Here is a 26,088-nt window from a genome sequence, read left to right as displayed (position 1 = left end):
TCGTTGTCGCAGTCGTACTGGTAGTTGCGGACCGGCCTGCCTGATGGAAGACGCCGTACGCCCGGTCGGGGACAAGCGTGAGCGGTGCGAAGCCGACTTGGCCGTGGGGAGTCGGGCTGCCCCGTAGTCCATTGTGGCTAGGGCGCCGTGCGGGTCTATGTGGGAAGGCGGGCGGCGAGGAGGGCGACGTCGTCGGCGTGGGCGGGCGCCAGTCCGATGAGGAGTTCGTCCAAGAACGTGTTGAGGGGTTCGCGGGCGAGGGCGGCGGCGTGCTGACGGAGCCGGGTGAGGCTGGTGTCGAGGGATTCGCCGCGGCGTTCGATCAGACCGTCGGTGTAGAGAAGGATGGTGGCGTGGTCGGGCAGTGTCTCGGTGGCGTGGGGCCGAGGCTGATCGGTGTCTACGCCGAGAAGGAGGCCTTGGCCGCCTTCGAGATAGCGGGTGTCTCCCTCAGGAGTGATGAGCAGCGGTGGCGGGTGTCCGGCGCTGGAGTGGCTCAGGGTCCAGGTGCTGTCGTCGTGTTGTTGGAGTAGCGCGTACAGGCAGGTCGCGGTGGTGTGCGGGTACAGACTGTGGACGACCTCGTCCAGGCGGTGCAGGATGCGACCGGGTGGTTCCTGGCGGTCGCAGGCGATGCCGCGCAGCATGTTGCGTAGTTGACTCATTTCGATCGCAGCGTGCAGATCGTGACCGGTGACATCACCGATGATCATGGTGGTGAGGTCGGTGGGGAGAGCAAAACTGTCGTACCAGTCGCCGCCGACCTCGGCCGTGGTAGCCGCCGGCGCGTAGCGGGCCGCCAACTGAACGGGGCCCACCGAAGACATGATGGGAAGCAACGACCGCTGGAGGCGCTCGGCGATGTGCTGCACCTCGCCGTGCAGCCGGGCGTTGTCCAGGGCGAGCGCGATGCGGTGGGCCAGGTCCGCCACCATGGCCACGTCGTCACTGCCCAAAATCGCTCCCTCGCTGGTGCGCGCGATGGTCAGTGCCCCGAGTACTTGGCGCCGCGCCCGCAGCGGCGCGACGATTGCCGTATGGGCGCCGAGATGGTCGAACAGTTCCAACTGCCGGGCATCCAAACTGCTGGCCGCCAGGACAGGGGGCGGGATGTCCGTGTCCCGCAGCAGCAGCGCACCGGTGCCGGTCAGAACCCGGGCCAGCGGCCCGGTCGCCACCTCGGGTGGGTAGGGAAGCAGTCCGGTCAGCCCGTCGGCGGGCAGCACGTCAGGGTCGCGGTGCAGAACGCAGACTCGGCGGGGGCGGCCGTCTTCTTCCAGCAGGTCCACCGCACACCAGTCGGCCAGGTTCGGCACCAGAATGCGGCACACCCGGTCCAGCGCAGCGTACGGATCCAGAGTGCTGGTCAGGGCTGTGGTTGCCTCCGCCAGGAGTGTCAGTCGCTGCAACGCTCGCTGGACCACATGATCAACGTCGAATTCGTTGCCCATTACCCGACCCCTTCCCCGCACTCTGTCGTATCGCCGCACGAGCGATGCCGGACACCTGCCGAAGGCACAGCGCCGATCAGGCAGGCTGACCGGAGGCTCGCCCGAAGAAGGGATCACGCCAAGGACACACACGGCCGTTCATTCGGAGTTTCCGCTGGGCGGGGAGCAAACGTCCGGCAGGTATGTCCGGCGCGCGGGCGCGGGCGCGTGTCAGTGTCAGGCGGCCGGGCCGGGGTACTGCGGAAGGTCCTAGGAAGCCGGCACCGCGGACGGCGCCGGCCGATTCGCAGACTGGCAGGCAGGAGAGGTCGATGCGAATGCAAGGCGACGACTCGACGTCGGCCGGGGGCCGCATGGGGGATGCCGCGGCCCGGCTGGCGCAGGACACCACTGAACTGGCCCGGCGGGAGATCGGGGCCGTGCAGGAGGAGGTCCTGGCCGCGTTGAAGCGATTCGGTGCGGGTGGCGTGCTGCTCGTGGGGGCGGGGACGTGCGGCCTGCTCGCCCTGTGGACGGCACACGAGACCGTGTTGCGAGCGGCCGAGTCGGTCCTGCCGAGGGACAGGGCCGCAGCGGTGCTGGCCTGCGTCTACGGTGCGGGCGGGGCGGTACTGGGAGTGGCGGCCCGCAACAGGGTTCGTGCCGCGGCCGACGCAACCGCCGGAGCGCTGGAGAAGGAGGCCGGGGCACTGGAAGGGGAACACACACAGATGCCGGGCGGGCCACCGACCGAAACCTGACACCCGTGGCCGACAGCGCCACGGTCGATTTTCACCAGCTCTCTGCTTCTTCTCCTTTTTCCTGATATTTGCTTGTTTTTCGTACCTTTTTCATCACCGCCCCCGGGTGGCGCACATGGAGTTCGAAAACTCCGAGACGTGTGCCGAGCGCGCCGTCCAGCGCAAGCTCGACGCGATCGGACGATGGCCTTCAGGAGCTGGCGGATGCGATCCGGATGGAGGAAGGGACCTGAGGGAGGCAGCGAAACGCCGTGACGGTTCTTCCGGAGCGGTACGAAACCGGCGACCATGCCGCGTCATGGACATCCTGCTCGTCGCCAGCGCATTCAACAGCCTCTCTCAGCGTGTCTACGCGGAACTGTCTGACCACGGACACCGGGTGGACGTCGTGCTCGCCTCGCGCGGCGACGACGCGGTCCGCACCGCCGTGCAACAGACACGCCCCGAACTGATCATCGCACCGATGCTGAAGACCGCGCTGCCCGAGGAAGTGTGGCGGAACCACACTTGCCTCATCGTGCATCCGGGCCCGGCTGGGGACCGTGGCCCCTCGTCCCTGGACTGGGCCATCGCCGAGCAGGAGCCGCGGTGGGGCGTGACGGTGCTCCAGGCGGAAGCGGCGATGGACTCGGGTGACATCTGGGCGGCGGTGCCCTTCACCGTGCCGCCGGTGGGCAAGAGCGACCTCTACCGCAACGATGTCGCCGACGCGGCCGTGTCCGCGGTCCTGTTGGCGGTGCGGCGGTACGCCGACGGCTCGTTCAAGCCGCAGCGACAGAGCGACCCCTCGGTCAGGGTGGTCTGGCGTGACGCCTTCCGTCAGGAGCGGCGGCGGATCGACTGGGAGAACGACAGCACGGAGACCGTACTGCGCAAGCTGCGCGGAGCCGACTCACAGCCGGGGGTGCTCGACGAACTCCTCGGCCGTGAGATGTTCCTGCACGGCGGCCACCTCGAGGACCGGCTGCGCGGGCGTCCCGGCGACCTGCTCGCCACACGGGCCGGAGCGGTGTGCCGGGCCACCCGGGACGGCGCCGTCTGGATTCCCGAACTCAGGCCGCGCAAAAGCTCCGGTGACCCTGCGCCCTTCCGTCGCCCGGCGGCGACCGTCCTCGCGCCCCTCCCCGCTCCGTCGGACGCCGCCACCTGCGAGGCCCGGGTTTGGGCCTCCAATGTCGCGGACCGTCCGCTGTGGCTTCCAGAGGCATCGGTTCCGCTGGAACTGCCCGGCGACCGGCAGACCTGGAGCCCCGTTCGCTATCGGCAAAGGGGCGACGTCGGCTTCGTGGCCTTCTCCTTCCCCGGCGGGGCGATGAGTACTGACCACTGCCGCAGGCTCCTCGCCGCCTACCGCTACGCGCTCACCCGGCCGACGCCGGTCCTGGTGCTCGGCGGTGCCCGGGACTTCTTCTCCAACGGCATCCATCTGAACGTCATCGAGGCGGCGGCCGACCCCGCCGACGAGTCATGGACCAACCTCAACGCCATGGACGACCTGGTCGAGGCCGTACTGCGCACCACCGACCGGCTGGTGGTCGCGGCCCTCGGCGGCAACGCGGCGGCCGGGGGAGCCATGCTCGCCCTGGCCGCCGACGAGGTGTGGTGCCGCCAGGGCAGCGTCATCAACCCGCACTACCGGCGGATGGGCCTGTACGGATCCGAGTTCTGGACGTACACGCTGCCACGCCGCGTAGGCCCCGCCACCGCCGAGCGCCTGACGAGCGAGGCCCTGCCGGTGAGCGCCGCGACGGCGGCCGGCCTGGGGATGGTGGACCGCCTGGTGCCGGCCGCTCCCCAGGAGTTCGCCGCCGAGGTCGACCGCATGGCGCTCGCGCTCGCCGACGAACGGCATCTCAGCCGACGGATCACGGAGAAGGCGGAGACGCGCCGACGGGACGAGGCGGCGCGGCCGCTCGCCGCGTACCGCCAAGCTGAACTCGCCCGGATGCATGGGATCTTCTTCGACCCCGAGGCCCCCTACCACGCGCTGCGGGCGGCGTTCGTGCGGAAGACGCCGGGCGGCTCCGCACTGCCGCTCTCCCGGGCGGCCGAGCCGGTCGCCCGGGACATCCGGTGACCCGCCGGTACGGCAGGCTAACGGGCGTTCCGGGCGGCGCGGCGGAAGCCGACCATGCGGAAGATGCGCAGCTCACGCCTCACTCCCGGCAACTCGGCGATCAGCAGGGCCAGGACGCCGCCGCCCAGCAGCACCGCCTCAGCCGTCAGAATCCGTTTGGCCGTCATCGCCTCTCCCTGCTCGCTCGTGTGTGTAGTGCCGTGACATGGCCGGTCATCCCGGGGAAAGGTTCGGCATGATCTTCATGATCGCGTTGTGCCGCTTCCAGTGGACCCCGGTGGACCTGCGCGCGTCCGAGGTGCCGTCCCCGTGATGTCCGGGCTGTTTCGAGTAGGGCCCCTCGTTGCCCTGGCGGATGCCGCCGACATGACTGGGTGTGTCGGGCTGCGCGTGGGACTTGCCGACCCTGATCCTGCCCATGACATGTTTCCTTCCTGACAGATTTCCCGGGCTTCAGTGCCCGCGGGACGCACGGGTCGCCACTCCGGTCACTGCCGTTCGGTCAGCTCGGTGAAGAACTGTTCGATGGCGGGCCAGACCCGGCCGCCGCCGGACAGGCCCCGCCACTCCCGGCGGACCAGAGCGACCAGCCGAAAGCAGTCGTCGACCGGCACGATCCAGTGGTGGCGCAGGTCGCGGGCGGTGTTCACCAGAAGCGCCTCTACCTCGGGTGCCACGCCGGCAAGATCGGTACACCGCGCCACCGCCTCCTGCCAGGCCGCAGGATCCACCTCCCAACGAGTGGCTCCAGCGGGGCTCGGGTAGTGCGCCGTCACGGTGCCGTCCGCCCGGGGCACGAAGAAGGCCAGCCCCACGGGTACCCCGAGCGGCCCGGTCTCGACCTCCGGCAGCCGCACGCGCCGCCGCCGGATCAGCCGGTAGTGGCCGTCGCCGGCCACGTCGTCCACAAAGAGCAGCGAGCATGCCTGGCAGGCGCACAGCGTCTCCTCACGGTTGGTGTCGTACAGATGCCGGTGCTCGGCGATGACGGGCGCGCTGCACAGGTCGCAACGCTCCTCGGGGCCGCCCGTCGGCCGGTCGGCGGACGAACGGATGAGCCGGGCCAGCGTGCCCGCGCCGGTCACGACGCGCCCTGGGGCTGGGCCGGCCGGCGCGTCAGCGCCTCGAGGGGGACGAAGGCGCCCGCGTCGGCCTCCGGCACCGGCTCGACCGCCGTCAGTTCGGGTGCAGCCGCGAGCACGGCCTCCCGGACGGCCTCCTCGACGTCGGTGGAGGAGGAGCCACAGCCGGATCCGCATCCGGGAGTCTCCAGCCGAATTCGGGCGGTCCGTTCGTCGACGTCGATCAGCTCCACGTCGCCGCCGCGCTCCTGTACCGCCGGCCGTAGCCGCTCCACGGCGCGGGCGGCACGGCGCGCGGGCGGCTCGGGGTGGATGTCGTGCAGCACCAGCAAATGGCCGAGCAGCTCGTCCTCGGCCAGCCGCTCGGCCAGCGCCGTGTCCGGGTGGTCCAGGACCCGGGCGAGCGCCTCGCCGTAGACTTCGGTGAGCGCGCGGACGGCGTCGACGGCCGCCCGGGCCGTAGGGCCGGGCGCGCTCTCGACCTTCTCCAGCAGCTCGTCGATGTGGGCGATCCGTGCCGCGACCTCACCGTCACCGAGCCGTGGCAGCGCGCCGGCGGACTCAGCCATGGGAGGCTCCGTACATGGGAGAGTGCTGAGTGGTGAGTGTCTTCCCCTTGCCGAGGTACATGTGCACCCCGCAGGGCAGACAGGGGTCGAAGCTGCGGACGGTGCGCATGATGTCGACGCCCTTGAAGTCGTCCGGGCCGTTCTCCTCGAAGATCGGCTGGCCTTGGACGGCGTCCTCGTACGGCCCCGGCGTGCCGTAGCTGTCGCGGGGGCTGGCGTTCCACGGGGTCGGCGGATATGGGTGGTAGTTGGCGATCTTCTTGTCCTTGATCACCAGGTGGTGCGAGAGCACTCCGCGCACGGCCTCGTGGAAACCGCAGCCGATCGCCTCGTCGGGCACCTCGAAGTTCTCGAACACCTTGGTCTGCCCGGCCCGCACCAACCCCATCGCCTCCTCCACGAATTGGAGGGCCATCGCGGCGGCGTAGGCGATGAAGTACGGGCGTGCGCGGTCGCGTTCGATGGTGTTGCTCCACTTGGGGATGTGCCACTCCAGCGTGGTCTCCGGGAGCTTCTCGCTCTTGGGCAGCGAGATCCGGACGCTGTGTCCGGTGGCCTTGATGTACGGGGTCTCGACCAGCCCGTTGAGCGCGGTCGACCACAGCCGGGCGAGCGGCCCGCCGCCGGTGTCCAGGGCCAGGTGGTCACCGGTCTTGTCGTCGTACCAGCGCGGGCTCATCACCCAGCTGTAGTTCGAGTCGAAGTCCCGCTTCTGCGGCTGCGGCACGGTGGTCTGGTTCCAGGGGTGACGCATGTCGACCGGGTTGCCGAGCGGGTCGTGGGTGACGAACGGCTGCTCGTTCACCCAGTCCTCGTAGTAGGAACTGCCCAGCAGGATGCGCATGCCGAGGTTGATGTCGACGAGGTTGTTGGTGACAAGTTTCCCGTCGACGATGATGCCGGGGGTGACGTACATCGCCTTGCCCCACTCGTTCATCGTCTCGTAGCGGTAGTCGACGACGTCGGGGTTCTGCCAGGCGCCCCAGCAGCCGAGCATGATGCGGCGGCGGCCGACCTCCTCGTAGCCGGGCAGGGCCTCGTAGAAGAAGTCGAAGACGTCGTCGTTCATGGCCACGGCCTGCTTGACGAAGTCGAGGATCCCCATCAGTCGGGAGAGGTAGTCGGTGAACGTGCTGGGCTGCGGCATCGTGCCCACGCCGCCCGGATAGAGCGTGGAGGGATGGACGTGCCGGCCTTCCATCAGGCAGAACATCTCCCGGGTGACCCGGCTGATCTTCAGGGCTTCCTTGTAGACCTCGCCTTCGAACGGGTTGAACGCTCGCATGATGTCGGCGATGGTCTTGTAGCCGTGCAGGTGGCCGCGCGGCGCCCCGGTGCGCTCCGCCCGCGCCAGGACGCCCGGGTTGGTCGCCTTGACCATCGCCTCGCAGAAGTCCACGAAGACCAGGTTGTCCTGGAAGATGGTGTGGTCGAACATGTACTCGGCCGCCTCGCCGAGATTGACGATGTGCTCGGCCAGTGGCGGCGGCTTGACGCCGTAGGCCATCTGCTGGGCGTAGTCGGAACAGGTCGTGTGGTTGTCACCGCAGATGCCGCAGATGCGCGAGGTGATGAAACCGGCGTCGCGCGGGTCCTTGCCCTTCATGAACACCGAATAGCCGCGGAAGAGCGACGAGGTGCTGCGGCACTCCACCACCTCCCGGTTGGCGAAGTCGATCTTCGTGTAGATCCCGAGGTTGCCGATGATCCGGGTGATCGGGTCCCAGTTCATGTCCACGATCTGCGGAGGTTTCCGCCCGGCGGTCCCGGCCCGGTCCTCGGTGGTGGTCATGTGCGTTCCTGCCTCGCTGCTCGTGTGGTCGTCGGTCGGGGCGTGCGGTCTCACGCGCGCCAGTACGGGTCGTAGCCGGATGTCAGGGCCGGCTCGTTGTGGCGCCACTTGGGCTCGCGGTTGACCGCGGCGTTGGTGATGCCGCGCATCCGCCGGATGAAGGCGCCGTAGGGCTTGATGAGGAGCGACGACAGGCTGCCGCCGGCGGGCTCGTCCATGAACGGCATGAAGGCGTCCGGGAACCCGGGCATGGTGCAGCCGATGCAGATTCCGCCCACGTTCGGACAGCCACCGATGCCGGACATCCAGCCGCGCTTGGGCACGTTGCAGTTGACGACCGGTCCCCAGCAACCCACCTTCACCTGGCACTTGGGGGAGCTGTAGTCCTTGGCGAAGTCGGCCTGCTCGTAATACGCGGCGCGGTCGCATCCCTCGTGCACGGTCTTCCCGAACAGCCACTGGGGACGGAGCATGTGGTCCAGTGGGGGCGGCGGCGCGGCGCCTGCAGCGTGATAGAGGACCCAGACGAGGGTCTCCATGAAGTTCTCCGGCTGGATGGGGCAGCCGGGGACGTTGACGACCGGGAGGGCGCCCTGCGACTTGAAGTCCCAGCCCAGGTAGTCGGCCAGGCCCATGGAGCCGGTGGGGTTGCCCGCCATGGCGTGGATGCCGCCGAACGTCGCACAGGTGCCGGCGGCTACCACCGCCCACGCTCTCGGGGCGAGCCGGTCGATCCACCAGTTCAGAGTGAGCGGCTCACCGGTCTCCTCGTCGTTGCCGAAGGAGGTCCAGTACCCGTCGCCCTGGATGATGTTCTGGTTCGGGACCGAGCCCTCGATGACCAGGATGAACGGCGACAGCTCGCCGCGGACCGCCGCACGGAACGGCGCCAGGAACTCCTCGCCGCCCAGGGTGGGCGAGAGAACCTTGTTGTGCAGGTTCACCTTGGGCAGGCCCGGGATGAGGCCCTGGACGAGATCCTCGATGGCCGGCTGGCCGGCCGCGGTGAGCGACACGGTGTCGCCGTCGCAGCTCATGCCCTCGGAGATCCACAGGATGGTGACCTCGTCGAAGCCGTCACGCTCCTCGGACCGGCTCGGTTCGGTGGCGACGTCGTGGGTGCCGCTTTTGATGCTCATGTCCTGGGCCTCCGCTCCAGTCGGTCCCGGATTCGGTCGTAGGCCGCGGCCACCGGTCCCGCGAAGGTGAGCGCGGGCGGCCGGTCCGGCGCCCCCGGATGCGGACGGGTCGGTGCGGCCTGCTTGGCCCGCTCCAGCTCCCGTCCCAGCTTGTCGAGCTGCTCCTGGTCGACCGCCTCGCGCAGCTTGGGCATGAACTCGGTCTCTTCCTCGCGCACGTGTTCCTCGACGTCCCGTCGAAGCTGTGCCATCAGGTCGTCGGTGCGCTCGTCACCCTCGCCGAGCCGGTCCAGGTCCGCGAGGGCCTTCTTGACCGCCATGTGCTCGCCGAGATGGTTGCCGACCAGTTGCTCGCCGTCCGGCAGGACCTTTTTGGCCAGCGGGTAGACCATCAGTTCCTCGAGAGCAGCGTGCTTGGACAACTCCCGGACGAGCAGCTCGACGACGCCGCGCCGCTGGCTGTCCGATGCTGCCGAGTGGTAGTCGCGGAACAGCTGCTCGACCATCCGGTGGTCGTGCTTCAGCACCTCAAGGGCATCCATCGGACCGTCCTTTCTCCGGCCCATCGGCCAGTGGTTCGAGCGGCTCGAGTTCGTCGGGCCGAAAGTGATGGAAGCGGCCGTACCAGCTGTTCAGCTCCGCTGCGGGGTCTTCATCCAGCGTGACGGCGAGATGCACGCTGCCGTCCACGTCATGGAGGACCGCCGCGACCTCGGCGGTACGGCCGATCAGGAACATGTCCTGGGCGTCGGCGCCCCGACCACGCGGGCGGAGCCGTACCCGGCTGCCACCCCGTACGGGCACGCCGTCGACGAGGACCGTGTCAGTGGTCGGCGACAGCCCGTCGTCGGCGCCCTCCTGCCACCACACGGGCCGGCCTGCGAGGGGATCGACGGGGCCCGTCGCCCCGGCCGGCGCCGCGGGCGGGGCGACGGGCGCGGACGGGGCCGGAGACAGTGACCGGATGGCGCCGTGCAGCCGGGTGAGGACCTCGGGCGGCATGGCCTCGACCCGGTCGAGGATCTGGGCGGCACGAGGGTCGGTGGCGCGTGCCTCACGCTTTTCCTCGTCGCTCAGCAGCAAGGTGCGCAAGGTCAGGATCTCGTCGATCTCCGCGGCGTCGTGGAGATCCCCCGGGCTTTCCGGTGCGACCTGAGGATGATCGGAAAGGATGATGGGCGCGGAAAGCATGGCATTCCCGGTGTGCCCGTCTCCGGCGCCGGTGTCTCCGGCACTCTGGGAATGACGACCTGCCGTGGCCGGTCGGCCGCCGAGAACGGGGAACGTGAACGCGTTCTGACACTCGCGGGCGTACTGCCCCAGTCCCTCCGGCGGATCGATCAGCGAGACGAACCGCACGCCGTCTCCGCCGATGAGCGTGTGCGTGGCGATCAGCGCGTTGCGCAGCGTCTCGCTACGAGCGGCGCCCGGGTCCGGAGCGGGGCTCGTGTTCTCGGTACGGATCCGGAGCCGGTAGAGGCCGTCCGCGACCTGCTCAGCCAGCATGCCGGTGGCCGCCTGAACGGCAACGCGCCGCCGTACCACCCGTCCGTCGCCCCCGGGTAGTGGCTCGATCTCCTCGCCGTCCGGCGCTCCTACCGGAAAGACGTATTCGCGCCCCATGAGGTCGCTGAGTGGAACAACGATTTCGTGTTCGTGTGGCACCGCCTCGTCGAAGGTCAGGTGCGTCGTGCCACCGTCCGTACGCAACGACGCGACCGGACGGTACGGCTCGCCGGGGACAGCCTCCTCGACCTGCTTGTGCTGCCACTGGAGGTAGCGCACCCGTACGCGCACGACTGCGTCGGGCCGCCGAGTGCGCACGAGGCACTCCGTCTGCTGGTACCAGGAGTCGGCGGCCCCTGAGATGCCGGGAACGACGGGAAGATCCAGCTCCGCCCAGTCCCGGGGGAAAAGGACGCCGAACTGCCATCGCACCCGGTTCTTGGGCGAGGACCGGCGATAGGGGTAGAGCAGATAACCCTCATAAAGGATGGCGTCGGCGACAGCGCTGAGCTGTTCCAGGGCACATCCGGGCCAGTCCGACGGCAGAGCCGTGCCCGTCATGGCAGCAGCGTGCGCGGAAACACTCTCGACCCGAGCATTCGCCATCCCGCCTCCTCGAAACCGTGTGTGCGCCCTTCCTTCCACACGGTCGCCCCGCGCACGCGTTCTCGCTCTTCCGGTCTCGCCGGATTGAGCCGTTCAGGGGAATGACGGTCAGCAGGAGCGGGAGTGGGCATGTGGCGCGTCGCGGCCTCGATCGCCGAGCAGTGCCTTTCTGTTGCACGCCGTGGGGCCGCGTGTTCGGCTGGTCCGAGCCGAACCGTGCGAAACGCTGCGTCGGGGCCGAATGAAGGGAAAGTCCGTGGCCGGATCGAAGCGGAAGTGGTCGTCGGTCACCCGTGCAGGGGCAAGAGGCCTTGTGGCCGCCATGGCGATGACGGGCGCCCGCACGGTGACGGCAGGCGTCGCTCCCGAGGAGCGGACGCCTCCGGAGGCGATCGTCGAGGAAGAGGCGCCGGGGCTCTTCTCGCGTCTGGACGAGCACCACCGTGAAGCTGTCACCGAACTGCTCCACTGGGCGTATGGCGCCGGCGGTGGCATGGCTTTCGGGCTGCTGCCCGCGCGGGTCCGCCGATTCCCCGGCACAGGAGTGGTCTACGGCCTGGCTTTCTGGCTGGCCTTCGAATTGGGCATCGCCCCGATGCTCGGTATCCAGCAGGCCAGGCACCGCAAGGTGGTCTGGCGTGTGGTCATCGCGCTCGACCACGTTCTGTACGGCGTGGTGGTGGCCGGTCGCCTGGCGCCAGAACCGTCTGTCAGCGCCACTCAAGGGTCGCGCGAGAACGATGGAGACGGCGCCCCCTGACCGCAACCCCTGGAGCGACCGACGCCTCAGCACCCAGGGCCCAGCAGCGGATTCTCCGCGGCGCGAACGGGTGAAGACCGCGCGCAACCGATGGTGAGTGGCGCCGACGCTACTGCCCTGGAGGATTCTGGTCGCCGTGAACCTCGTTGTCCTCAGAAGGTGGCCAAGACGTGCGAGTACTCGTGGCAGGGATCGGGAACGTCTTCCTCGGCGATGACGGCTTCGGCGTCGAGGTGGCGCGGCGGCTGCGGGCCCGGGGCGGGCTGCCGGAGGGCGTGGAACTCGTGGACACCGGCATTCGCGGCATGCACCTGGCCTACCAGCTCCTCGACGGCTACGATGGCCTGCTGCTGATCGACACCATGCACGGCGACGGCCCACCGGGCACGGTCTACCGGATCGAGCACGACCCGGACGCCCCGGCCCCGGGAAGCGGCCTCAACGGACACGGCATGGACCCCGGTTCGGTGCTGGCCCTCCTCGACGAGCTCGCCACCGCAAACGGCGTCCACCGACCGGTGGGTCGGACTCTCGTCGTGGGCTGCGAACCGGCCTCGCTGGACGAGTCCATGGGATTGTCCGAACCGGTCGCTGCAGCCGTCGAACCCGCGCTCCGGGCCGTCGACGAGCTGGTGACTCTGCTGCTGGAGCGCCCGACGGAGCAGACCGGCAACCGGTCGGACCGATCGGCGGCGCGGCGTGTCACATGAACACCCAGCCACCGTGCGGTCGTAACGTTCGTGTCCGAATAGTCCGGTGCTGACCGTCGCATCGGACGATTCCGTAAGTCTTCTTCCGCTTCGCACGCCGGCCGGTCCGACACCAGCCGCTTTACGCACCCCGGGAATCCGCATGCACGAGTTGTCGATCGCGATGGCCGTGGTGGAGCAGGTCCAGGAAGCCGCCGCGGAGCACGGGCACGAGGCGGCCTCATCCGTGTCCCTGCGACTGGGGGAACTCGCCGGCGTGGTGCCCGACGCACTGCGCTTCAGCTTCGAGCTCGCCGCCGCAGGCACCGTGCTGGAGGGCGCCCGGCTGTATATCGAGCAGTTGCCCGGGCGGGCCCGGTGCGCAAGCTGCGACACCGAGTGGACCACGGGCGTGCCCCCGTCCCTGTGGTGCCCCGAGTGCCGCGGCTGTGCGGCCGACCTGGTGTCTGGACGAGAGCTCCAGATCGCCGAAGTGCGGTGGACCGTCCGCGACGACCTCCCGGTATCCGCACTGCCCCACGAGGAGAGCTGACCCATGTGCCAAGTCGCCGATCTCCAGCAGGCCGTCCTCGTCAAGAACGACGAGCGAGCCGCGGACCTGCGGGCCGAACTGGCCCTCCGCGGCACCACGGTGATCAACCTGCTGTCCAGCCCCGGCAGCGGCAAGACCGCCCTCCTGGAGGCCGAGCTCGCGCATGCCCGGGCCGAAGGTGTCCTGGTCGCCGCCCTCACCGCCGACCTTGCGACCGAGAACGACGCGGTACGGCTGGCCCGGTCGGGTGCGCCGGTCAAGCAGGTGCACACCGATGGTCTGTGCCACCTGGAGGCGGACATGCTGCGCGCACACCTCGACGGCTGGCTCCCGGGCGGCACCCGGCTGCTGTTCGTCGAGAACGTCGGCAACCTGGTCTGCCCGGCCTCCTACGACCTGGGGGAGTCCCTGCGGGTGGTGCTCGCCTCCGTCACCGAGGGCGAGGACAAGCCGCTGAAGTACCCGACCGCTTTCGGGCTGGCGCAGCTGGTCGTGGTGACCAAGAGCGATCTCGCCGAGGCCGCCGGTTTCCAAAAGAACGCCTTCCTCAGCAATGTGCAGCAGGTCAACCCGGGCGTGGACGTGCTGTTCACGTCCGCCCGGCGCGGACAAGGCGTCGGTGACCTGGCCAAGCGGGCGCTCGCGGTCGCCGAGGGCGCCGTCGCCCACCGGCCGGTCATGGCTCGTACCGACACCGCGCACGGCCACCACGCCCCGGCCGCGGCGCGCCGGTGACCGGCGATCCCGGCACAGTGCCCACCGCACCCGGGCTCCAGCGCCGCCGAGTGACGGTGCGCGGAGCCGTGCAGGGCGTCGGGTTCCGGCCGTTCGTCTTCGTCCTCGCCGGCGAACTGGGCCTGGCGGGGCATGTCGCCAACACCGTGGACGGTGTGGTCGCGGAGGTGGAGGGCAGCGGTCCGGCGCTGGCCGACTTCTGCGACCGGGTGGCCCGCGACGCGCCGCCGCTCGCCGTTGTGGAGTCCGTCTCCCACGAACCGGTCACCGCGATGGGCGAGGCCGGGTTCGCCATCGCAGCTTCCCGACCCGGCAGCACCGCCCGCACACTGGTGGCACCCGACACCGCGACCTGCGACCGGTGCCTGGCTGAACTGGGCGACCCGACCGACCGGCGCCACCGGCACCCGTTCATCAGCTGCACCCACTGCGGGCCCCGCTTCACCATCGTCACCGGCCTGCCGTACGACCGGCCCCAGACCACGATGGCCGCCTTCCCCATGTGCCCGCGCTGCGGCGACGAGTACCGCGACCCCGCCGACCGGCGCTTCCACGCCCAGCCCATCGCCTGCCACGACTGCGGCCCCCGGCTCCGCCTCGTCACCCCGGCCACCGGTACGGCCTCCGACGGCGACGCCGACCCGATGGCCGAGGCCCGCCGACTGCTTGCCGAGGGCGCCGTGGTGGCCGTCAAGGGACTGGGCGGCTACCACCTGGCCTGCGACGCGGGCAACTCCGACAGCGTGCGCGACCTGCGGCGGCGCAAGGGGCGCGGGGACAAACCATTCGCGCTGATGGTGCCTCACCTGGCCGACGCCGAACGTTTGGCCTACGTCGGCGCCGTCGCGCGGAGGCTGCTCACCGGCGGCCAACGCCCCATCGTGCTGCTGCGCCGCAGGCACGGCTCAGAGCAGGTCATCGCCGCCGACGTCGCCCCTGGCAGCGCCGATCTCGGTGTGATGCTGCCCTACACTCCGGTGCACCACCTGCTGTTCGGGCTGCCCGGCGACCCGGCAGGGCCGCGCGTGCTGGTCATGACCAGCGGCAACCTCGCGGGCGAGCCCATCGTCACCGACGACGAGGCGCTGCGCCGCCTGGCGGGTCTCGCCGACGCCTGGCTGACGCACGACCGGCCCGTCCACGTCCCCTGCGACGACTCGGTCGTACGGGTGATCGACGGACACGAGCTGCCGCTACGCCGTTCCCGCGGCTACGCGCCGCTACCCGTGCGGCTGCCCCTGCCGGTCCCGCCCACTCTCGCCGTCGGCGGAGACCTCAAGAACACCTTCTGCCTCGGCGAGGGCCACCGCGCCTGGCTGTCGGCGCACGTGGGCGACATGGACGACCTGGCGACGCTGGCGGCCTTCGAGGGCGCCGAGCGGCAGCTGGAGGAGATCACCGGTGTTCGCCCCACGCTGCTGGCCGCCGACCGCCACCCCCGGTATCGCTCGCGAAACTGGGCCGAACGCGCAACAGCCGGGCGCCCGATGGTGGCGGTGCAGCACCACCACGCCCACATCGCCGCCGTGCTCGCCGAGAACGGCCACGACGGCGGGGCCCCGGTCATCGGCGTTGCCTTCGACGGCACGGGGTACGGCGACGACGGCGCCGTGTGGGGCGGTGAGGTCCTGCTGGCCGACTATGACGGGTACCGGCGCTTCGCCCACCTCGCCTACGTGCCGCTACCGGGTGGCGACGCCGCCGTCCGGCGTCCGTACCGGATGGCTTTGTCCCATCTACGCGCGGCAGGCCTGCCCTGGACGGACGACCTGCCGTGTACGGCCGCCTGCCCGCCGCCCGAACTGGGGACTCTCGCGGTGCAGCTGGAACGCGGCCTCCACTGCGTGCCCACCTCCAGCATGGGCCGGCTCTTCGACGCGGTCTCCTCACTGATCGGGGTCTGTCATCACGCGCGGTACGAGGCACAGGCGGCCATGGAGCTGGAGGCGGCGGCCGTCCGTGCCGACGGTGCCACCGGCGGCTACGCCTTCGATCTGGCCGACGGCCCCGGTGACGCGCTCACCGCCGACCCCGGCCCGGTCCTGGCCGGCGCCGTCGCCGATCTGCGGCGCGGAGTACCGGTCGAATTGATCGCGGCCCGCTTCCACCGGACGGTCGTCGATCTCGTACGACGTCTGTGCACGGCGGCCCGGAAACGGCACGGACTGGACACGGTGGCTCTCAGCGGCGGCGTGTTCGCCAACGCGCTGCTCGGCACGGCGTGCGCGGACGAGTTGCGCACGGACGGCTTCACCGTCCTGAGTCACCGGCTGGTACCGCCCAATGACGGAGGACTCGCCCTCGGCCAACTCATGGTCGCCTCGCGAGCCCCGGCTGCCACGGACAGCGAGCAGGGCCCGCTCCCGCAGCCGGCCCACGACCGCACCCACTCCGAGGAGGACTGAATGTGCCTGGCGGTACCCGGCAAAGTGCTGCACATCGAGGAGCGTGACGGCACCCGCATGGCCACCGTCGACTTCGGCGGCGTGGCCAAGGAGGTGTGTTGCGAGTATCTGCCGGACCTGCGGGTCGGTGAGTACGCGATCGTCCACGTCGGCTTCGCGCTGCAACGGCTGGACGAGGAGTCGGCACGGCAGACCCTGGCCCTGTTCGAGGAGATCGGGCTGCTGGAGGAGGAGTTCGGCGATCCCTGGGAGACGGCTGCCCGGGAGAGCGGCGTGCCCCGGCCGGCCGGCACCGGGGTGCCGACGGCGGCAGATGCGACACGGAAGGCGGAGAAGTGAAGTACATCGACGAGTTCCAGGACCCGGACCTGGCGCGCAGACTGCTCGACGACATCCATGCGACCGTCACCCGGCCCTGGGCCCTGATGGAGGTCTGCGGCGGCCAGACCCACTCGATCATCCGGCACGGCATCGACCAGCTCCTGCCGGACAGCATCGAACTGATCCACGGCCCCGGCTGCCCGGTCTGCGTCACGCCGCTGGACGTCATCGACAAGGCCCTGGAAATCGCCTCCCGGCCGGGCGTGATCTTCTGCAGCTTCGGGGACATGCTGCGCGTGCCGGGATCGGGCCGCGACCTGTTTCAGGTGCGCGGCGCGGGCGGTGACGTGCGCGTCGTCTACTCGCCGCTGGACGCGCTGCGTCTGGCCCAGGAGAACCCGGGCCGTGAGGTGGTGTTCTTCGGCATCGGGTTCGAGACCACCGCGCCGCCCAACGCGATGGCCGTCCACCAGGCGCGCAGGCTCGGCGTCCGCAACTTCAGCATGCTCGTCTCGCACGTGCGGGTGCCCCCGGCCATCGAGGCGATCATGGAGTCGGACACCTGCCGGGTGCAGGCGTTCCTGGCCGCGGGGCACGTGTGCAGCGTGATGGGCACTGACGAGTATCCGACGCTGGCGGAGCGCTACCGGGTGCCGATTGTGGTGACCGGCTTCGAGCCGCTGGACATTCTCGAGGGCGTGCGCCGTGCGGTGCGGCAGCTGGAGCGGGGCGAGCACCTTGTGGACAACGCGTACCGCCGTGCCGTGCCGGCCGAGGGAAACCCTGCGGCCAGGGCCATGCTCGCCGACGTCTTCGAGGTCACCGACCGGGCCTGGCGCGGTATCGGGGTCATTCCCCGCAGCGGCTGGCGGCTGTCCGAACGCTACCGCGACCTGGACGCAGAGCATCGATTCGCCGTCGATCACATCGACACCCGCGAACCGGCCGAGTGCCGCAGCGGTGAGGTCCTCCAGGGGCTCATCAAGCCCAAGGAGTGCGCCGCCTTCGGCACGACGTGCACGCCGCGTACACCGCTGGGCGCCACCATGGTCTCCAGCGAGGGCGCCTGCGCCGCCTACTACCTCTACCGCAGGCTCGACGGCGACGGCGACGGCGACGGCGCGCGGGGCGCCGCCGTGACGAGCGAGCCGCCCGCCGTCCTGGAAGGAACCTCAGTTGTCTGACGTGACCGGCCTCACAGCGCCACGTACCGAATCCCTGTCCGCGCCCGACTTCTCCGGCTGGAGCTGCCCGGCACCGCTGCGCGACCAGCCCTGCGTCGTGCTGGGGCACGGCGGAGGCGGGGCGATGTCCGCCGAGCTGGTCGAGCACGTCTTCGCCCCGGCCTTCGGCGGTCCGGCCCTGGCCGGGCTCGGCGACTCGGCGACCGTCACCCTCGGGGGAGCGCGGCTGGCGTTCTCCACCGACTCCTTCGTGGTGCGGCCGCTGTTCTTCCCCGGCGGTTCCATCGGCGACCTCGCCGTCAACGGTACGGTGAACGACCTGGCCATGAGCGGGGCCCGGCCGGCCTACCTCTCCTGCGGGTTCATCCTGGAGGAGGGCGTCGAGATGCCGCTGGTGGCACGCGTCGCCGAGGCGATGGGCCGGGCCGCACGGGCCGCGGGGGTGGAGATTGCCACCGGGGACACCAAGGTCGTCGAGGCGGGCCACGGCGACGGTATCTACGTCAACACCGCCGGCATCGGCGTCGTGCCGGAGGGCGTCGACATCCGTCCGCAGCGGGCGGTGCCGGGCGACGTCGTCATCGTCAGCGGTCCGATCGGGCTGCACGGCACGGCGGTGCTGAGCGTGCGGGAGGGGTTGGAGTTCGGTGTCGAGGTGGAGAGCGACTGCGCCGCGCTCGGCGGCCTGGTCGAGACGATGCTCGACGTCACCCCAGACGTGCACGTGCTCCGCGATCCGACGCGCGGCGGGCTGGCCGCGGCACTCAACGAGATCGCCGCGGCGGCCTCGGTCGGCGTCGCCGTCCAGGAGCGCGCCGTGCCGGTGCCTCCGGCCGTGACAAGTGCCTGCGCGATGCTGGGCCTGGACCCCCTGTACGTCGCCAACGAGGGCAAGCTCGTTGCCTTCGTCCCACGCGAGCACGCGGACGCCGTGCTGGCCGGGATGCGCGCCCACCCCCTCGGCGCCGAAGCAGTGATCATCGGCGACTGCGTCGCGGAGCACCCTGGGATGGTGGTCGCCCGCACCGGCCTGGGCGGCACCCGCGTGGTCGACCTGCCGATGGGCGAGCAGTTGCCACGCATCTGCTGAGGCCACCCGTGGGCTTGTCGGCCGCCTGGCCCGAAAGACTGGCGGCCCATGGTCCGGGTTGGAACGCTGCTGCCTCCTCCTTCAGCGGTGCCATCACGCACACCGGCACCGAGTCCCACCGCCTCGCCTGGAACCGAGGCGCAAGCTGATCGGGCGGCGGACGGCTGAAGGAGTCTCCCATCGCCTCACACCATGGCTTGTCAGCCTCAGCGTGCGTCGCCGTCGCGGCCGTCGGCTACTTCTGGGGAGTGCCCGCCATGCTGCCGGCGGGCTTTCCGCATGCACCGGGGCAGACGCGTATGAGTCACGCGCCGCAGATGCGCTGTGCTTGGGATGCCGTCCGGTCGCGATCGGCCTCGGCGTCAGCCACTGCTTGCTCTCCGACGATGCCCGGGTGCCCTCCCTGAGCAATGAGGTCCTTGTACCACTTCACCGTTTCTTCGTAGTCCTTCTCCGCCATCTCAGCGACCGCTCTGGCCTTGGCGCAGTCGTCCGGCACGACGACTGGCGCCGCGTGAGCTGCCGTGGGGAGAGAGAAGGCCAGGGCGGCCGTGGCTGCCCCGCTGAGAAGCCGTAGAGAGAGCATGGAAACCTCCAGACGAAGGGACGCGGAGACTACGACGTAAGTGCCCAGCTATTCCTGTCGGCGCCCAGTGGGGCCGCCGACGCGGACGGTTACCGGGATGCCACTTGAGCTGCGGGCTTGGTAGCCATCGGCGACGCCGCGCCGCCTGCACGAGCGCCTCATCCACCATCACCCACTCGGACCAGCCCTGCCACTCGGACAACGCCTGTGGCATCACTGACCGGACGCAGCTGCGGCCACGCCGCGAGACACCTGCAGGCGGCCGGCGTCACGCCCCGTCGGGGCGGACAGCTATAACCGGAGAGTCACGTCATGGGCGATGGCTTCGTCACCCTGATCGGCCACCGATGACTCGGCTTGTGATGTGCCACGCTGAAATAGTGAGTGAGGTTGCCCGTGGCATGCGGTTGATGACCATGAACGTCCTGGCACCGTCGTATGCCGACGGCTCGAGTCGGCGGGCGGTCCTCGCGGAGGAGCTGAGGCGCCTGCGGCCGGACGTGCTCGCCCTCCAGGAGGTGACGCGCGAGGACGCACAGGGCCTTGAACGCAGCGGCTGGCACGTGCTTCCGCACCCACGCTGGTCCGCTGAGGGCGTGGGAGCCGTATTGGCGGCCCGGCTAGCTTTCGGGCGCACAGTATCGGACCTCTTGGAGGTGACCGAGCGGACGGCGCACACCGACTGGTGTGGTGTCCTCGCTGCCGAGCTTCCCTTTCCGGAACCCCTGGGCACCGTCCTGGTGGTGCACCACAAGCCGAGCTGGCCCTACGGCTGGGAGCGCGAGCGGGAAATGCAAGCACTCGTGGCGGCCCGCCTTGCCGAAAGCGCCGCGGCTGAACGCTCGCTGCGTCACACGGTTCTACTGGGAGACTTCGATGCGACACCGCAGGCAGCGAGCATGCGGTTCCTTCAGGGGCTGCAGTCGCTGGAAGGAGTAAGTGTCTGCTTCCAGGACACCTGGTCGACTGTGCACCCCTGCGAACAGGGCCCCACTTTCAGTTCCGGGAACCCCCTTGTCCAGCAGGGGGACATGCCCGAGGCGGCGGATCGCCGCATCGACTACATCATGCTCCGCTGCGGCCCCTATGGACCCACTCTGCGCGTCACCTCCTGCCAACGAGTCTTGGCGCGACCGGTGAACGGCGTGTACGCGAGTGATCACTACGGACTGGTAGCCGACCTGTCGCTTCCCGATCATCCGCCAGGCCGTTGGAACGGTACTCGGCAGCAGTGGTGCCCTGATCAACTGCCGTCCGACGGTGCCTGAGATTCTTGTTCCAACCCGGAAGCCTGCGAAGCCGCCCGCGTCCTGGCGGTTTCCGTCGCTAGGCGACGTCTTCCTCCGTGGGGAGATCATGCCGATTCTTGGTGGGCGAGCGTCGACCGGCGCCGTGGTGCCCGCCGCGTGCGAGGCGTTTGAAGGGTATCCGTCGCTGTCCTCCGGGCACCCGGTCGTCGACGCGCTGCGCTGGGCGTAGACGAAGGACTGACTGAGCTTCTTCAGCGTTGCCGCTCCAGCGTGAGGACGGCTTTGACGATTGACGACATGCGGTTGGGGCTGCAACGGGACCTGCGGAAGATCCGCCAGGACTTCATGCGGGCGAGGCCGCGTTCGACCGGGGCCCGTGCCGCGGACAGGGCCCGGTTGGCGGTCTTCTCGGTGGGGGTGAGTTCCTGCAGGGGACTGCGTTTGATGTCCGTGGTCAGCGAGGGACCGCCGCCTTGGTAGGCGAGATCGGCCAGGATGGGGACGCCCTGGCGTCCGCAGATGCGGATGATCCGGCGGGTGCGCGCGGCGGTCAGGTCGTGCCACCGGCCCGGCAGCGCAGGTGAGAGCCACAGCAGTTGGCCGTCCGGATCGGTGACCACCTGCACGTTCACGCCATGCCGACGACGTACCGATAGTCGGCGCCGGTCGGAGGAGCGGTCAGAACTGTGACGGTGCCTTCAAGGCCAAGGCCCCTATCGGGACACGCTCTGCCGGCCAGTGCAGGTACGTGTCGCTCCAGCCGGACGGACAGATCAAGCGCAAGGCACAAGCGGCCAGTGAGAGTACGAGTCAAGCCCGGACAGAACGACACAGCCACCATCCTCACAGTGGGAGTAGCCGGCCCGTCCGTCACCGACCCGGTCGCACTCGGCGAGCGTGCCCTCCAGCAGAACGAAGTCGGGGTCGTGTTCGTGTAGTTCAGTAGACCCGGTGCTCGTTCGGCGAGCAGGTGGATGACCGCGTCGGTGTAGGCGTGGGCGGTAGACTCGCTGATCCCGAACCCGGCAGCGATCTGCGCGAGGATGACGTGTTCGCGCAGGTGCACCAGTGCCACCATCGCGCGCTGGGGCGGGCTGCAGCGTCAAGATGGTTCTGGACCTGGACCGGAAGGCCGCCAACAAGCTGCCCGCGGAGCACGACGTCGTCCTTCAGGTGTGCATGGCCACCAATTGCGTCATTGTGGACCCGGCTTTCCATGACGCGCGTTCGTCGCGGGCGCCGAGGCGCTGAGCTGTGGTTGACCTACGGGACCTCGACACCCAGTTGGGGCCGATGATCAACACCAAGCAGCTGGAATCTATCTGGGAAAAGGTGGCCCGCGCGGTCGGTGAGGGCAGAACTCGTCCTTACCGGTGACCCGACCGGTCCCACCGGCCAGGTCCTGCTGCCGCAAGTTCTGCTCGGCGACAACACCGTCATCACCTCGAGGGCAGGAGGTCTTCGGCCCGGTCGCGACCATCAGCAAAGCGGACGGCGAGGACGATGCCCTCCGCCTCGCCAACGACACCGTGTACGGCTTGTCCAGTGGCGTCTACACCCAGAATGCCGAGCGAGGCCTGCGGTTCGCCCTTCATACGCAGGCGGGAACGACCCACATCAACGACACCACCGTCCACGACGACGCCCACGTCGCCTTCGGTGGCGAGAAGGCATCCGGACTCGGACGCTCCGGTGCCGATTGGGTGGTGGACGAGTACACCACCCATCACTGGGTGAGTCTTCAGCACGCACCTCGCGAGTTCCGCTATTGATGTCTTCGGAGCGGTTCGAGCCTGATACGTGCGGTGAGACGCGCCGCTGTGCGGCATGTCCTCCAGCGGTCGGCCTTGCAGCGGCTACGTCCGGCGCCGTGACGAGATTCTGCGTGAGCTGCGGCGCGCACCGGCGTCGATCGGTCGATCTCAGCGAGTGGAGCTGGCCGGCGTGACGAATCGGCTTCTCGCCGAATACCGAAGCCGAACCGGGGGACGGAAACCGGCAACCGGGTCGCTGAGGGCGCCGGGCCAGCCGTCGGCCACGGCCTGAGAGTCGTTTCCCATCCTTCTTGGACGTCTCAGTCCGCGTCCTCGGTGGCGCGGCCTGCGGGCAGCAGTTCGCGGATGTCCGCGGGCAGTGCCCCGGCCACGTTCTCCATGAGCTCCGGAGCGAGCGCGGCGTCGAGCACCTCCAGCACGGCGGCAGCCTCGCGTACGGCCACATCCTCGTCCGTTCCGGCGCGACCGGCGATCCGCCCGGTGAACGCGGCCAGGTCGAAGCGCTCAGCCGAGGCGGCGTTCGAAGGCCCGTCGGCTGAGGATGCCGTCACCTGCCGGACGGAAGCGGCCAGTTCCGGTGGAAGCTGGGCGGCCATATGGTCGGCGAGCCCGGACGGAAGCCGTTCGGCCAGGGTGGTCAGCACGGCCTGTGTCGCCCGCTCGGCCGGCCCCCGGCCTGGCAGCTGGCTCAGGGCCTGCACCTTTCCGATCATCTCGTCATGCTGCATGAGGTGGGTTTCCTTCCTCATGGACGGTCCGTCGGGTGTCTTCGACGGCTGGGCACATGAGCGAGTACCCCGGAGGTGCGCCGCTGTACAGGACGTTCCGTGAGCAGGGTCGGCAGAGTGTCTCGCCCGGCAGGTGGCGGTGCGTTTGCCGGTGCCGGGGTGGGCTACCCGCTCATGACCTCTGGTGGCGCCGCTGTCGGGAGTGGGACCTTTCGCCCTCCCGGCCGTGGCGGGTCTGGTCGCGGGCGTTGATGCTCCGGTCGAAGCGGCTACCGCGCAGGATGCCGCCCGGTTCGGTGAGCTGGTCGTCGTAACCATTCCCTGCGGACACATTGGTCAGCTGCCAGAGGCCGATTTGCGCGACAAGGTCGTCATGGACACCTGCAACTGCTACCCGGAACGCGACGGCCGGGATGTGGAGCTCGACGACGATTCAACCACCTCTAGCGAGAAGGTTCTGGCCGCGATCAGCGGGAACATCGTGAAAACTTTCAACGCGATGTATAGGAGAACCTGCGCGACCGCGGCCGTCCTGCGGGGGATCCGGAACGGCTCGCCATCCCGACCTCCGGGGACGACGAGGAAGCCAAGGGCATCGTGCCCGGTCTGATCCCCGACATCGGCTTCGACCCGGTGGACGCCGGCCACCGTGGGGGGTGGTCGCAAACATCAACTCGGCAGCGACGTCTCTAAACCGCGGAGTTCTCCGCCGAGCAGTTGAGCTCACGGTTGCGGGCCGCCTGCAAGGTTTTCCGCGGCCGGAGGCGCTGATCGAGGGAGTGCTCCCTGTCTATGACCGGGCCCTTAGATATCGGAGCCCGAACGTCGGCTCACGATATTCGTCATTCGTCGTCGGCGCTGCGAAGCCGACAGGTCCCGAAAACCCGACGCGATTAGGTGATCAGTCCACCACGCCCCAAGCCAGGTCACGCCCGGCGGTTTCGTGATCTGGAGACGTGCCGCGCCGCGCGGTCAGGGTCAGACCATGGCCGGCCCTCGCAGCAGGACCTGGGCCACGGCCATGCCCGCCACCACAATGGCTGCCCGGAACGGCCACCGGTTTCGGGTCTCCGTGGATGCAGCCGTGCCCAGGACGGCGACCGTCCCGGCCGCCGCCGTCAGCGTCCAGCCCAGCGCCCCTACCGGTCCCGGCGGCCCGGCGACGAGCACGCCCACAGCCGCGAGCATCAGGAGCGGGGCGAGCCGCCTGCAGACCGGCCGGCCCAGTCGCTGCGGCAGGCCGCGCACACCGGTGGTGAGATCGTCCTCGATGTCGGGAAGGACGTTAACCAGGTGCGCACCCACGCCCAGCAGCGCCCCCGCGGTCACGGCCCACCAGGCGGGCCAAGACGGCGACGGCAGACCGAGGGTGACGAAGGCGGGCAGCGAGCCGAAGCCCACGGCATAGGGCAGCGGGGAGAGCACGGTGTGTTTCAAACGAAGGTTGTAGGCCCAACCGGCTACCACCATGCCCCCCAGGTGTGCAGCTCCCGCGGCAGCGCCGCTCAACAGCGACAGCGGTACGCACAGCCCCAGGGCCGCACCAGCGGCGACGGCCACTGTCCGGGGAGGGAGATCGCCACTGGCCACCGGCTTGTCGCGGCGCCCGCAGACCATGTCGCGTTGTGCGTCGACCGCGTCGTTGCACCAGCCCACCGAGAGCTGGCCGGCCAGCACGGCAACGGCTACCGCCGCTGAACCCGCCAGCCCGCGGCCCGTCGCCATGGCCAGCGCGGTGGTGAACACCGTTACGGCGACCGCCGGCTCCGGATGGCAGGACCGCAGCAGCGCCGGGACACGGTGTGTCGTGCGTGAGAGAGGCCCGGAAGGGTGGATAGCCACGCATGCACGGTAATCGGGCGTCCAGGTCGAGGAAGACATCATCGACATGCGTGTCCCTGTGATCGTCGATGACGCCCCTGTCCCGCCCGCTGCGCCGCGCGAGGCGGGCGTACCCGCCACCGCGACCACGATCGCCGCCGTCCGCACCGCACTGCCGCCGCACCGTTACGCCCAGGACGACCTCACCGAAGCGATGGGCGACCTGTGTCTTCCCCCGGGGGCCGACCGCGCTGTGCTGCGCCGTCTGCACGCCTCCTCCGGTGTGCGCACGCGCCATCTCGCCCTGCCGATCGAGCGGTACGCCGACCTAGGGGACTTCGGGAGGAGCAACGACGCGTGGATGGCGGTCGGCCTCGACCTGTGCGAGGAAGCTCTCACCGGCGCGCTGAAGGAGGCGGGGCTCGAGCCGGCCGACGTCGACCTACTGGTGTGCGCATCCATCACCGGCATCGCCGCCCCGTCGCTCGACGCCCGTCTGGCCGGGCGCGTGGGGCTGCGCCCCGACGTCAAAAGGCTTCCGGTGTTCGGCCTGGGCTGCGTGGCGGGCGCCGCCGGACTCGCCCGGCTGCACGACTACCTGCGCGGGCACCCCGACGACACCGCGGTGCTGCTCACCGTCGAGCTGTGCTCGCTGACACTCCAGCAACACGACGACTCTCCCGCCAACCTCATCGCCGGCGCTCTGTTCGGTGACGGTGCGGCTGCTCTCGTCGCACGCGGCAACGCCAGCAGTGGTATCGCTATCGGCGGCGACGGGCCGGTCTCCGCAGGACCCTCGGTAGTCGCCACGCGCAGCCGCCTGTATCCGGACACCGAAGAGATCCTGGGGTGGAACATCGGCGCGAGCGGGTTCCGCGTCGTGATCGGTGCCGACATCCCGGGCATCGTACGAAACCACTTCGGCCGGGACCTGCGTGCGTTTCTGGCCGACCATGGCCTCACCACCGACGACATCAGGACCTGGGTATGCCATCCGGGAGGCCCCAAGGTGCTTTCCGCCGTGACCGAGACCCTCGGCCTGCCCGCCAAGGCCCTGGAAACCGCGTGGCGCTCACTCGCGACAGTGGGAAACATGTCGTCCGTCTCCGTCCTGCACACACTGCAGAACATCCGGGAGTCCGGTTGGCCCAAGCCGGGTACCTGGGGAGTACTGATGGCGATGGGCCCGGGGTTCTGCTCCGAGCTCGTCCTGCTGCGCTGGTGAGTGG

At 69.7% G+C, this 26,088-nt stretch carries 26 protein-coding genes and 2 pseudogenes; 14 read left to right on the top strand and 14 right to left on the bottom strand.

Annotation, left to right across the window (positions count from 1 at the left end; all coding sequences use genetic code 11):
* Positions 1–155: 155 nt before the first annotated feature.
* Positions 156–1,451 carry a PP2C family protein-serine/threonine phosphatase gene (locus ABS735_RS23320; RefSeq protein WP_373900628.1) on the bottom strand — a complete coding sequence of 432 codons (1,296 nt, stop codon included), beginning with the start codon at positions 1,449–1,451 and terminating at the stop codon, positions 156–158.
* Between the two features lie 311 nt (positions 1,452–1,762).
* On the opposite strand from ABS735_RS23320, the gene ABS735_RS23315 reads away from it, so the two are divergent.
* Together ABS735_RS23315 and ABS735_RS23310 are read left to right on the top strand one after the other, a co-directional pair.
* Positions 1,763–2,191, top strand: coding sequence for a phage holin family protein (locus tag ABS735_RS23315; RefSeq protein ID WP_373900629.1), 429 nt, complete (start codon positions 1,763–1,765; stop codon positions 2,189–2,191).
* 298 nt (positions 2,192–2,489) lie between these two features.
* Positions 2,490–4,268: a hydrogenase maturation protein gene (locus ABS735_RS23310; RefSeq protein WP_373900630.1), complete on the top strand. Its 1,779-nt coding sequence runs from the start codon at positions 2,490–2,492 to the stop codon at positions 4,266–4,268.
* 17 nt (positions 4,269–4,285) lie between these two features.
* Here the strand turns inward: ABS735_RS23310 and ABS735_RS23305 are convergent, their stop codons facing one another.
* From ABS735_RS23305 to ABS735_RS23270, 8 genes are all read right to left on the bottom strand, one after another.
* Positions 4,286–4,435 (bottom strand): hypothetical protein, encoded by a 150-nt coding sequence (locus ABS735_RS23305; protein WP_373900631.1) that lies wholly within the window; start codon positions 4,433–4,435, stop codon positions 4,286–4,288.
* A gap of 46 nt (positions 4,436–4,481) precedes the next feature.
* A complete protein-coding gene (locus ABS735_RS23300) occupies positions 4,482–4,688 on the bottom strand; it encodes a hypothetical protein (protein WP_373900632.1) in 207 nt (68 codons plus the stop codon).
* 68 nt (positions 4,689–4,756) lie between these two features.
* Positions 4,757–5,353, bottom strand: coding sequence for a DUF5947 family protein (locus ABS735_RS23295; protein WP_373900634.1), 597 nt, complete (start codon positions 5,351–5,353; stop codon positions 4,757–4,759).
* Positions 5,350–5,919, bottom strand: a complete 570-nt coding sequence (locus ABS735_RS23290; protein WP_373900635.1) for a NifU family protein — start codon at positions 5,917–5,919, stop codon at positions 5,350–5,352. Before ABS735_RS23290 ends, ABS735_RS23295 begins: the two co-directional genes overlap by 4 nt.
* On the bottom strand, positions 5,912–7,711 hold the full coding sequence (locus ABS735_RS23285; protein ID WP_373900636.1) for a nickel-dependent hydrogenase large subunit: 1,800 nt from the start codon (positions 7,709–7,711) through the stop codon (positions 5,912–5,914). The genes ABS735_RS23290 and ABS735_RS23285 overlap by 8 nt, the downstream gene beginning before the upstream one ends.
* A 50-nt stretch (positions 7,712–7,761) precedes the next feature.
* Positions 7,762–8,850, bottom strand: a complete 1,089-nt coding sequence (locus ABS735_RS23280; RefSeq protein ID WP_373900637.1) for an NADH-quinone oxidoreductase subunit B family protein — start codon at positions 8,848–8,850, stop codon at positions 7,762–7,764.
* The gene (locus ABS735_RS23275) at positions 8,847–9,392 is read right to left on the bottom strand and encodes a hemerythrin domain-containing protein (RefSeq protein ID WP_373900638.1); all 546 of its coding nucleotides are present in this window, start codon (positions 9,390–9,392) and stop codon (positions 8,847–8,849) included. The genes ABS735_RS23280 and ABS735_RS23275 overlap by 4 nt, the downstream gene beginning before the upstream one ends.
* Positions 9,379–10,917 carry a hypothetical protein gene (locus ABS735_RS23270; RefSeq protein WP_373900640.1) on the bottom strand — a complete coding sequence of 513 codons (1,539 nt, stop codon included), beginning with the start codon at positions 10,915–10,917 and terminating at the stop codon, positions 9,379–9,381. Before ABS735_RS23270 ends, ABS735_RS23275 begins: the two co-directional genes overlap by 14 nt.
* Before the next feature lie 301 nt (positions 10,918–11,218).
* On the opposite strand from ABS735_RS23270, the gene ABS735_RS23265 reads away from it, so the two are divergent.
* From ABS735_RS23265 to hypE, 8 genes are all read left to right on the top strand, one after another.
* The gene (locus ABS735_RS23265) at positions 11,219–11,722 is read left to right on the top strand and encodes a hypothetical protein (protein WP_373900641.1); all 504 of its coding nucleotides are present in this window, start codon (positions 11,219–11,221) and stop codon (positions 11,720–11,722) included.
* Between the two features lie 170 nt (positions 11,723–11,892).
* On the top strand, positions 11,893–12,432 hold the full coding sequence (locus ABS735_RS23260) for a hydrogenase maturation protease (RefSeq protein WP_373900643.1): 540 nt from the start codon (positions 11,893–11,895) through the stop codon (positions 12,430–12,432).
* Between the two features lie 142 nt (positions 12,433–12,574).
* The gene (hypA, locus tag ABS735_RS23255) at positions 12,575–12,964 is read left to right on the top strand and encodes a hydrogenase maturation nickel metallochaperone HypA (RefSeq protein ID WP_373900644.1); all 390 of its coding nucleotides are present in this window, start codon (positions 12,575–12,577) and stop codon (positions 12,962–12,964) included.
* Between the two features lie 3 nt (positions 12,965–12,967).
* On the top strand, positions 12,968–13,699 hold the full coding sequence (gene hypB, locus ABS735_RS23250) for a hydrogenase nickel incorporation protein HypB (RefSeq protein ID WP_373900645.1): 732 nt from the start codon (positions 12,968–12,970) through the stop codon (positions 13,697–13,699).
* A 17-nt stretch (positions 13,700–13,716) separates the two neighbouring features.
* On the top strand, positions 13,717–16,104 hold the full coding sequence (gene hypF, locus ABS735_RS23245; RefSeq protein ID WP_373900646.1) for a carbamoyltransferase HypF: 2,388 nt from the start codon (positions 13,717–13,719) through the stop codon (positions 16,102–16,104).
* Positions 16,105–16,443: a HypC/HybG/HupF family hydrogenase formation chaperone gene (locus tag ABS735_RS23240; protein ID WP_373900647.1), complete on the top strand. Its 339-nt coding sequence runs from the start codon at positions 16,105–16,107 to the stop codon at positions 16,441–16,443.
* The gene (gene hypD, locus ABS735_RS23235; protein ID WP_373900648.1) at positions 16,440–17,609 is read left to right on the top strand and encodes a hydrogenase formation protein HypD; all 1,170 of its coding nucleotides are present in this window, start codon (positions 16,440–16,442) and stop codon (positions 17,607–17,609) included. The genes ABS735_RS23240 and hypD overlap by 4 nt, the downstream gene beginning before the upstream one ends.
* Complete coding sequence (hypE, locus tag ABS735_RS23230) at positions 17,602–18,699, top strand: hydrogenase expression/formation protein HypE (protein WP_373900649.1); 1,098 nt, start codon at positions 17,602–17,604, stop codon at positions 18,697–18,699. The genes hypD and hypE overlap by 8 nt, the downstream gene beginning before the upstream one ends.
* A gap of 304 nt (positions 18,700–19,003) precedes the next feature.
* Here the strand turns inward: hypE and ABS735_RS23225 are convergent, their stop codons facing one another.
* Positions 19,004–19,159 (bottom strand): hypothetical protein, encoded by a 156-nt coding sequence (locus ABS735_RS23225; protein WP_373900650.1) that lies wholly within the window; start codon positions 19,157–19,159, stop codon positions 19,004–19,006.
* A 536-nt stretch (positions 19,160–19,695) separates the two neighbouring features.
* Here ABS735_RS23225 and ABS735_RS23220 point away from each other — a divergent pair.
* Complete coding sequence (locus ABS735_RS23220; protein WP_373900651.1) at positions 19,696–20,553, top strand: endonuclease/exonuclease/phosphatase family protein; 858 nt, start codon at positions 19,696–19,698, stop codon at positions 20,551–20,553.
* A 233-nt stretch (positions 20,554–20,786) separates the two neighbouring features.
* On the opposite strand, the pseudogene ABS735_RS23215 reads toward ABS735_RS23220, so the two are convergent.
* Positions 20,787–21,179, bottom strand: a pseudogene (locus ABS735_RS23215) (transposase family protein); the annotation flags it as partial.
* Positions 21,180–21,383: 204 nt separating this feature from the next.
* A pseudogene (locus tag ABS735_RS23210) lies at positions 21,384–21,637 on the bottom strand (helix-turn-helix domain-containing protein); the annotation flags it as partial.
* Positions 21,638–21,908: 271 nt separating this feature from the next.
* On the opposite strand from ABS735_RS23210, the gene ABS735_RS23205 reads away from it, so the two are divergent.
* Positions 21,909–22,307, top strand: a complete 399-nt coding sequence (locus tag ABS735_RS23205) for an aldehyde dehydrogenase family protein (RefSeq protein ID WP_373900652.1) — start codon at positions 21,909–21,911, stop codon at positions 22,305–22,307.
* Positions 22,308–22,609: 302 nt separating this feature from the next.
* Here ABS735_RS23205 and ABS735_RS23200 read toward each other — a convergent pair whose 3' ends face one another.
* Positions 22,610–23,038 carry a DUF2267 domain-containing protein gene (locus tag ABS735_RS23200; RefSeq protein ID WP_373900653.1) on the bottom strand — a complete coding sequence of 143 codons (429 nt, stop codon included), beginning with the start codon at positions 23,036–23,038 and terminating at the stop codon, positions 22,610–22,612.
* Positions 23,039–23,264: 226 nt separating this feature from the next.
* On the opposite strand from ABS735_RS23200, the gene ABS735_RS23195 reads away from it, so the two are divergent.
* On the top strand, positions 23,265–23,648 hold the full coding sequence (locus ABS735_RS23195; RefSeq protein ID WP_373900655.1) for an NAD(P)-binding domain-containing protein: 384 nt from the start codon (positions 23,265–23,267) through the stop codon (positions 23,646–23,648).
* A gap of 368 nt (positions 23,649–24,016) precedes the next feature.
* Here ABS735_RS23195 and ABS735_RS23190 read toward each other — a convergent pair whose 3' ends face one another.
* Positions 24,017–24,919, bottom strand: a complete 903-nt coding sequence (locus ABS735_RS23190) for a UbiA family prenyltransferase (protein ID WP_373901269.1) — start codon at positions 24,917–24,919, stop codon at positions 24,017–24,019.
* Between the two features lie 7 nt (positions 24,920–24,926).
* Here ABS735_RS23190 and ABS735_RS23185 point away from each other — a divergent pair, with 7 nt between their 5' ends.
* Complete coding sequence (locus ABS735_RS23185) at positions 24,927–26,084, top strand: type III polyketide synthase (protein WP_373900656.1); 1,158 nt, start codon at positions 24,927–24,929, stop codon at positions 26,082–26,084.
* Positions 26,085–26,088 lie beyond the last annotated feature (4 nt).

This window comes from Streptomyces sp. MMCC 100, from assembly GCF_041538145.2.
Lineage (GTDB): Bacteria > Actinomycetota > Actinomycetes > Streptomycetales > Streptomycetaceae > Streptomyces.
The sequence above is the reverse complement of the archived record's forward strand: the minus strand, read 5'-3'. Positions and strand labels throughout refer to the sequence as shown.

Coding starts and splice junctions, on each gene's coding strand:
- ABS735_RS23290 (WP_373900635.1), bottom strand. CDS start 5,919: ATGGCTGAGTCCGCCGGCGCGCTGCCACGGCTCGGTGACGGTGAGGTC.
- ABS735_RS23185 (WP_373900656.1), top strand. CDS start 24,927: ATGCGTGTCCCTGTGATCGTCGATGACGCCCCTGTCCCGCCCGCTGCG.
- hypB (WP_373900645.1), top strand. CDS start 12,968: ATGTGCCAAGTCGCCGATCTCCAGCAGGCCGTCCTCGTCAAGAACGAC.
- ABS735_RS23285 (WP_373900636.1), bottom strand. CDS start 7,711: ATGACCACCACCGAGGACCGGGCCGGGACCGCCGGGCGGAAACCTCCG.
- ABS735_RS23280 (WP_373900637.1), bottom strand. CDS start 8,850: ATGAGCATCAAAAGCGGCACCCACGACGTCGCCACCGAACCGAGCCGG.
- ABS735_RS23320 (WP_373900628.1), bottom strand. CDS start 1,451: ATGGGCAACGAATTCGACGTTGATCATGTGGTCCAGCGAGCGTTGCAG.
- ABS735_RS23275 (WP_373900638.1), bottom strand. CDS start 9,392: ATGGATGCCCTTGAGGTGCTGAAGCACGACCACCGGATGGTCGAGCAG.
- ABS735_RS23310 (WP_373900630.1), top strand. CDS start 2,490: ATGGACATCCTGCTCGTCGCCAGCGCATTCAACAGCCTCTCTCAGCGT.
- ABS735_RS23240 (WP_373900647.1), top strand. CDS start 16,105: ATGTGCCTGGCGGTACCCGGCAAAGTGCTGCACATCGAGGAGCGTGAC.
- ABS735_RS23225 (WP_373900650.1), bottom strand. CDS start 19,159: ATGGCGGAGAAGGACTACGAAGAAACGGTGAAGTGGTACAAGGACCTC.
- ABS735_RS23305 (WP_373900631.1), bottom strand. CDS start 4,435: ATGACGGCCAAACGGATTCTGACGGCTGAGGCGGTGCTGCTGGGCGGC.
- ABS735_RS23200 (WP_373900653.1), bottom strand. CDS start 23,038: ATGCAGCATGACGAGATGATCGGAAAGGTGCAGGCCCTGAGCCAGCTG.
- ABS735_RS23270 (WP_373900640.1), bottom strand. CDS start 10,917: ATGACGGGCACGGCTCTGCCGTCGGACTGGCCCGGATGTGCCCTGGAA.
- hypA (WP_373900644.1), top strand. CDS start 12,575: ATGCACGAGTTGTCGATCGCGATGGCCGTGGTGGAGCAGGTCCAGGAA.
- ABS735_RS23300 (WP_373900632.1), bottom strand. CDS start 4,688: ATGGGCAGGATCAGGGTCGGCAAGTCCCACGCGCAGCCCGACACACCC.
- ABS735_RS23190 (WP_373901269.1), bottom strand. CDS start 24,919: ATGTCTTCCTCGACCTGGACGCCCGATTACCGTGCATGCGTGGCTATC.
- ABS735_RS23315 (WP_373900629.1), top strand. CDS start 1,763: ATGCGAATGCAAGGCGACGACTCGACGTCGGCCGGGGGCCGCATGGGG.
- ABS735_RS23220 (WP_373900651.1), top strand. CDS start 19,696: ATGACCATGAACGTCCTGGCACCGTCGTATGCCGACGGCTCGAGTCGG.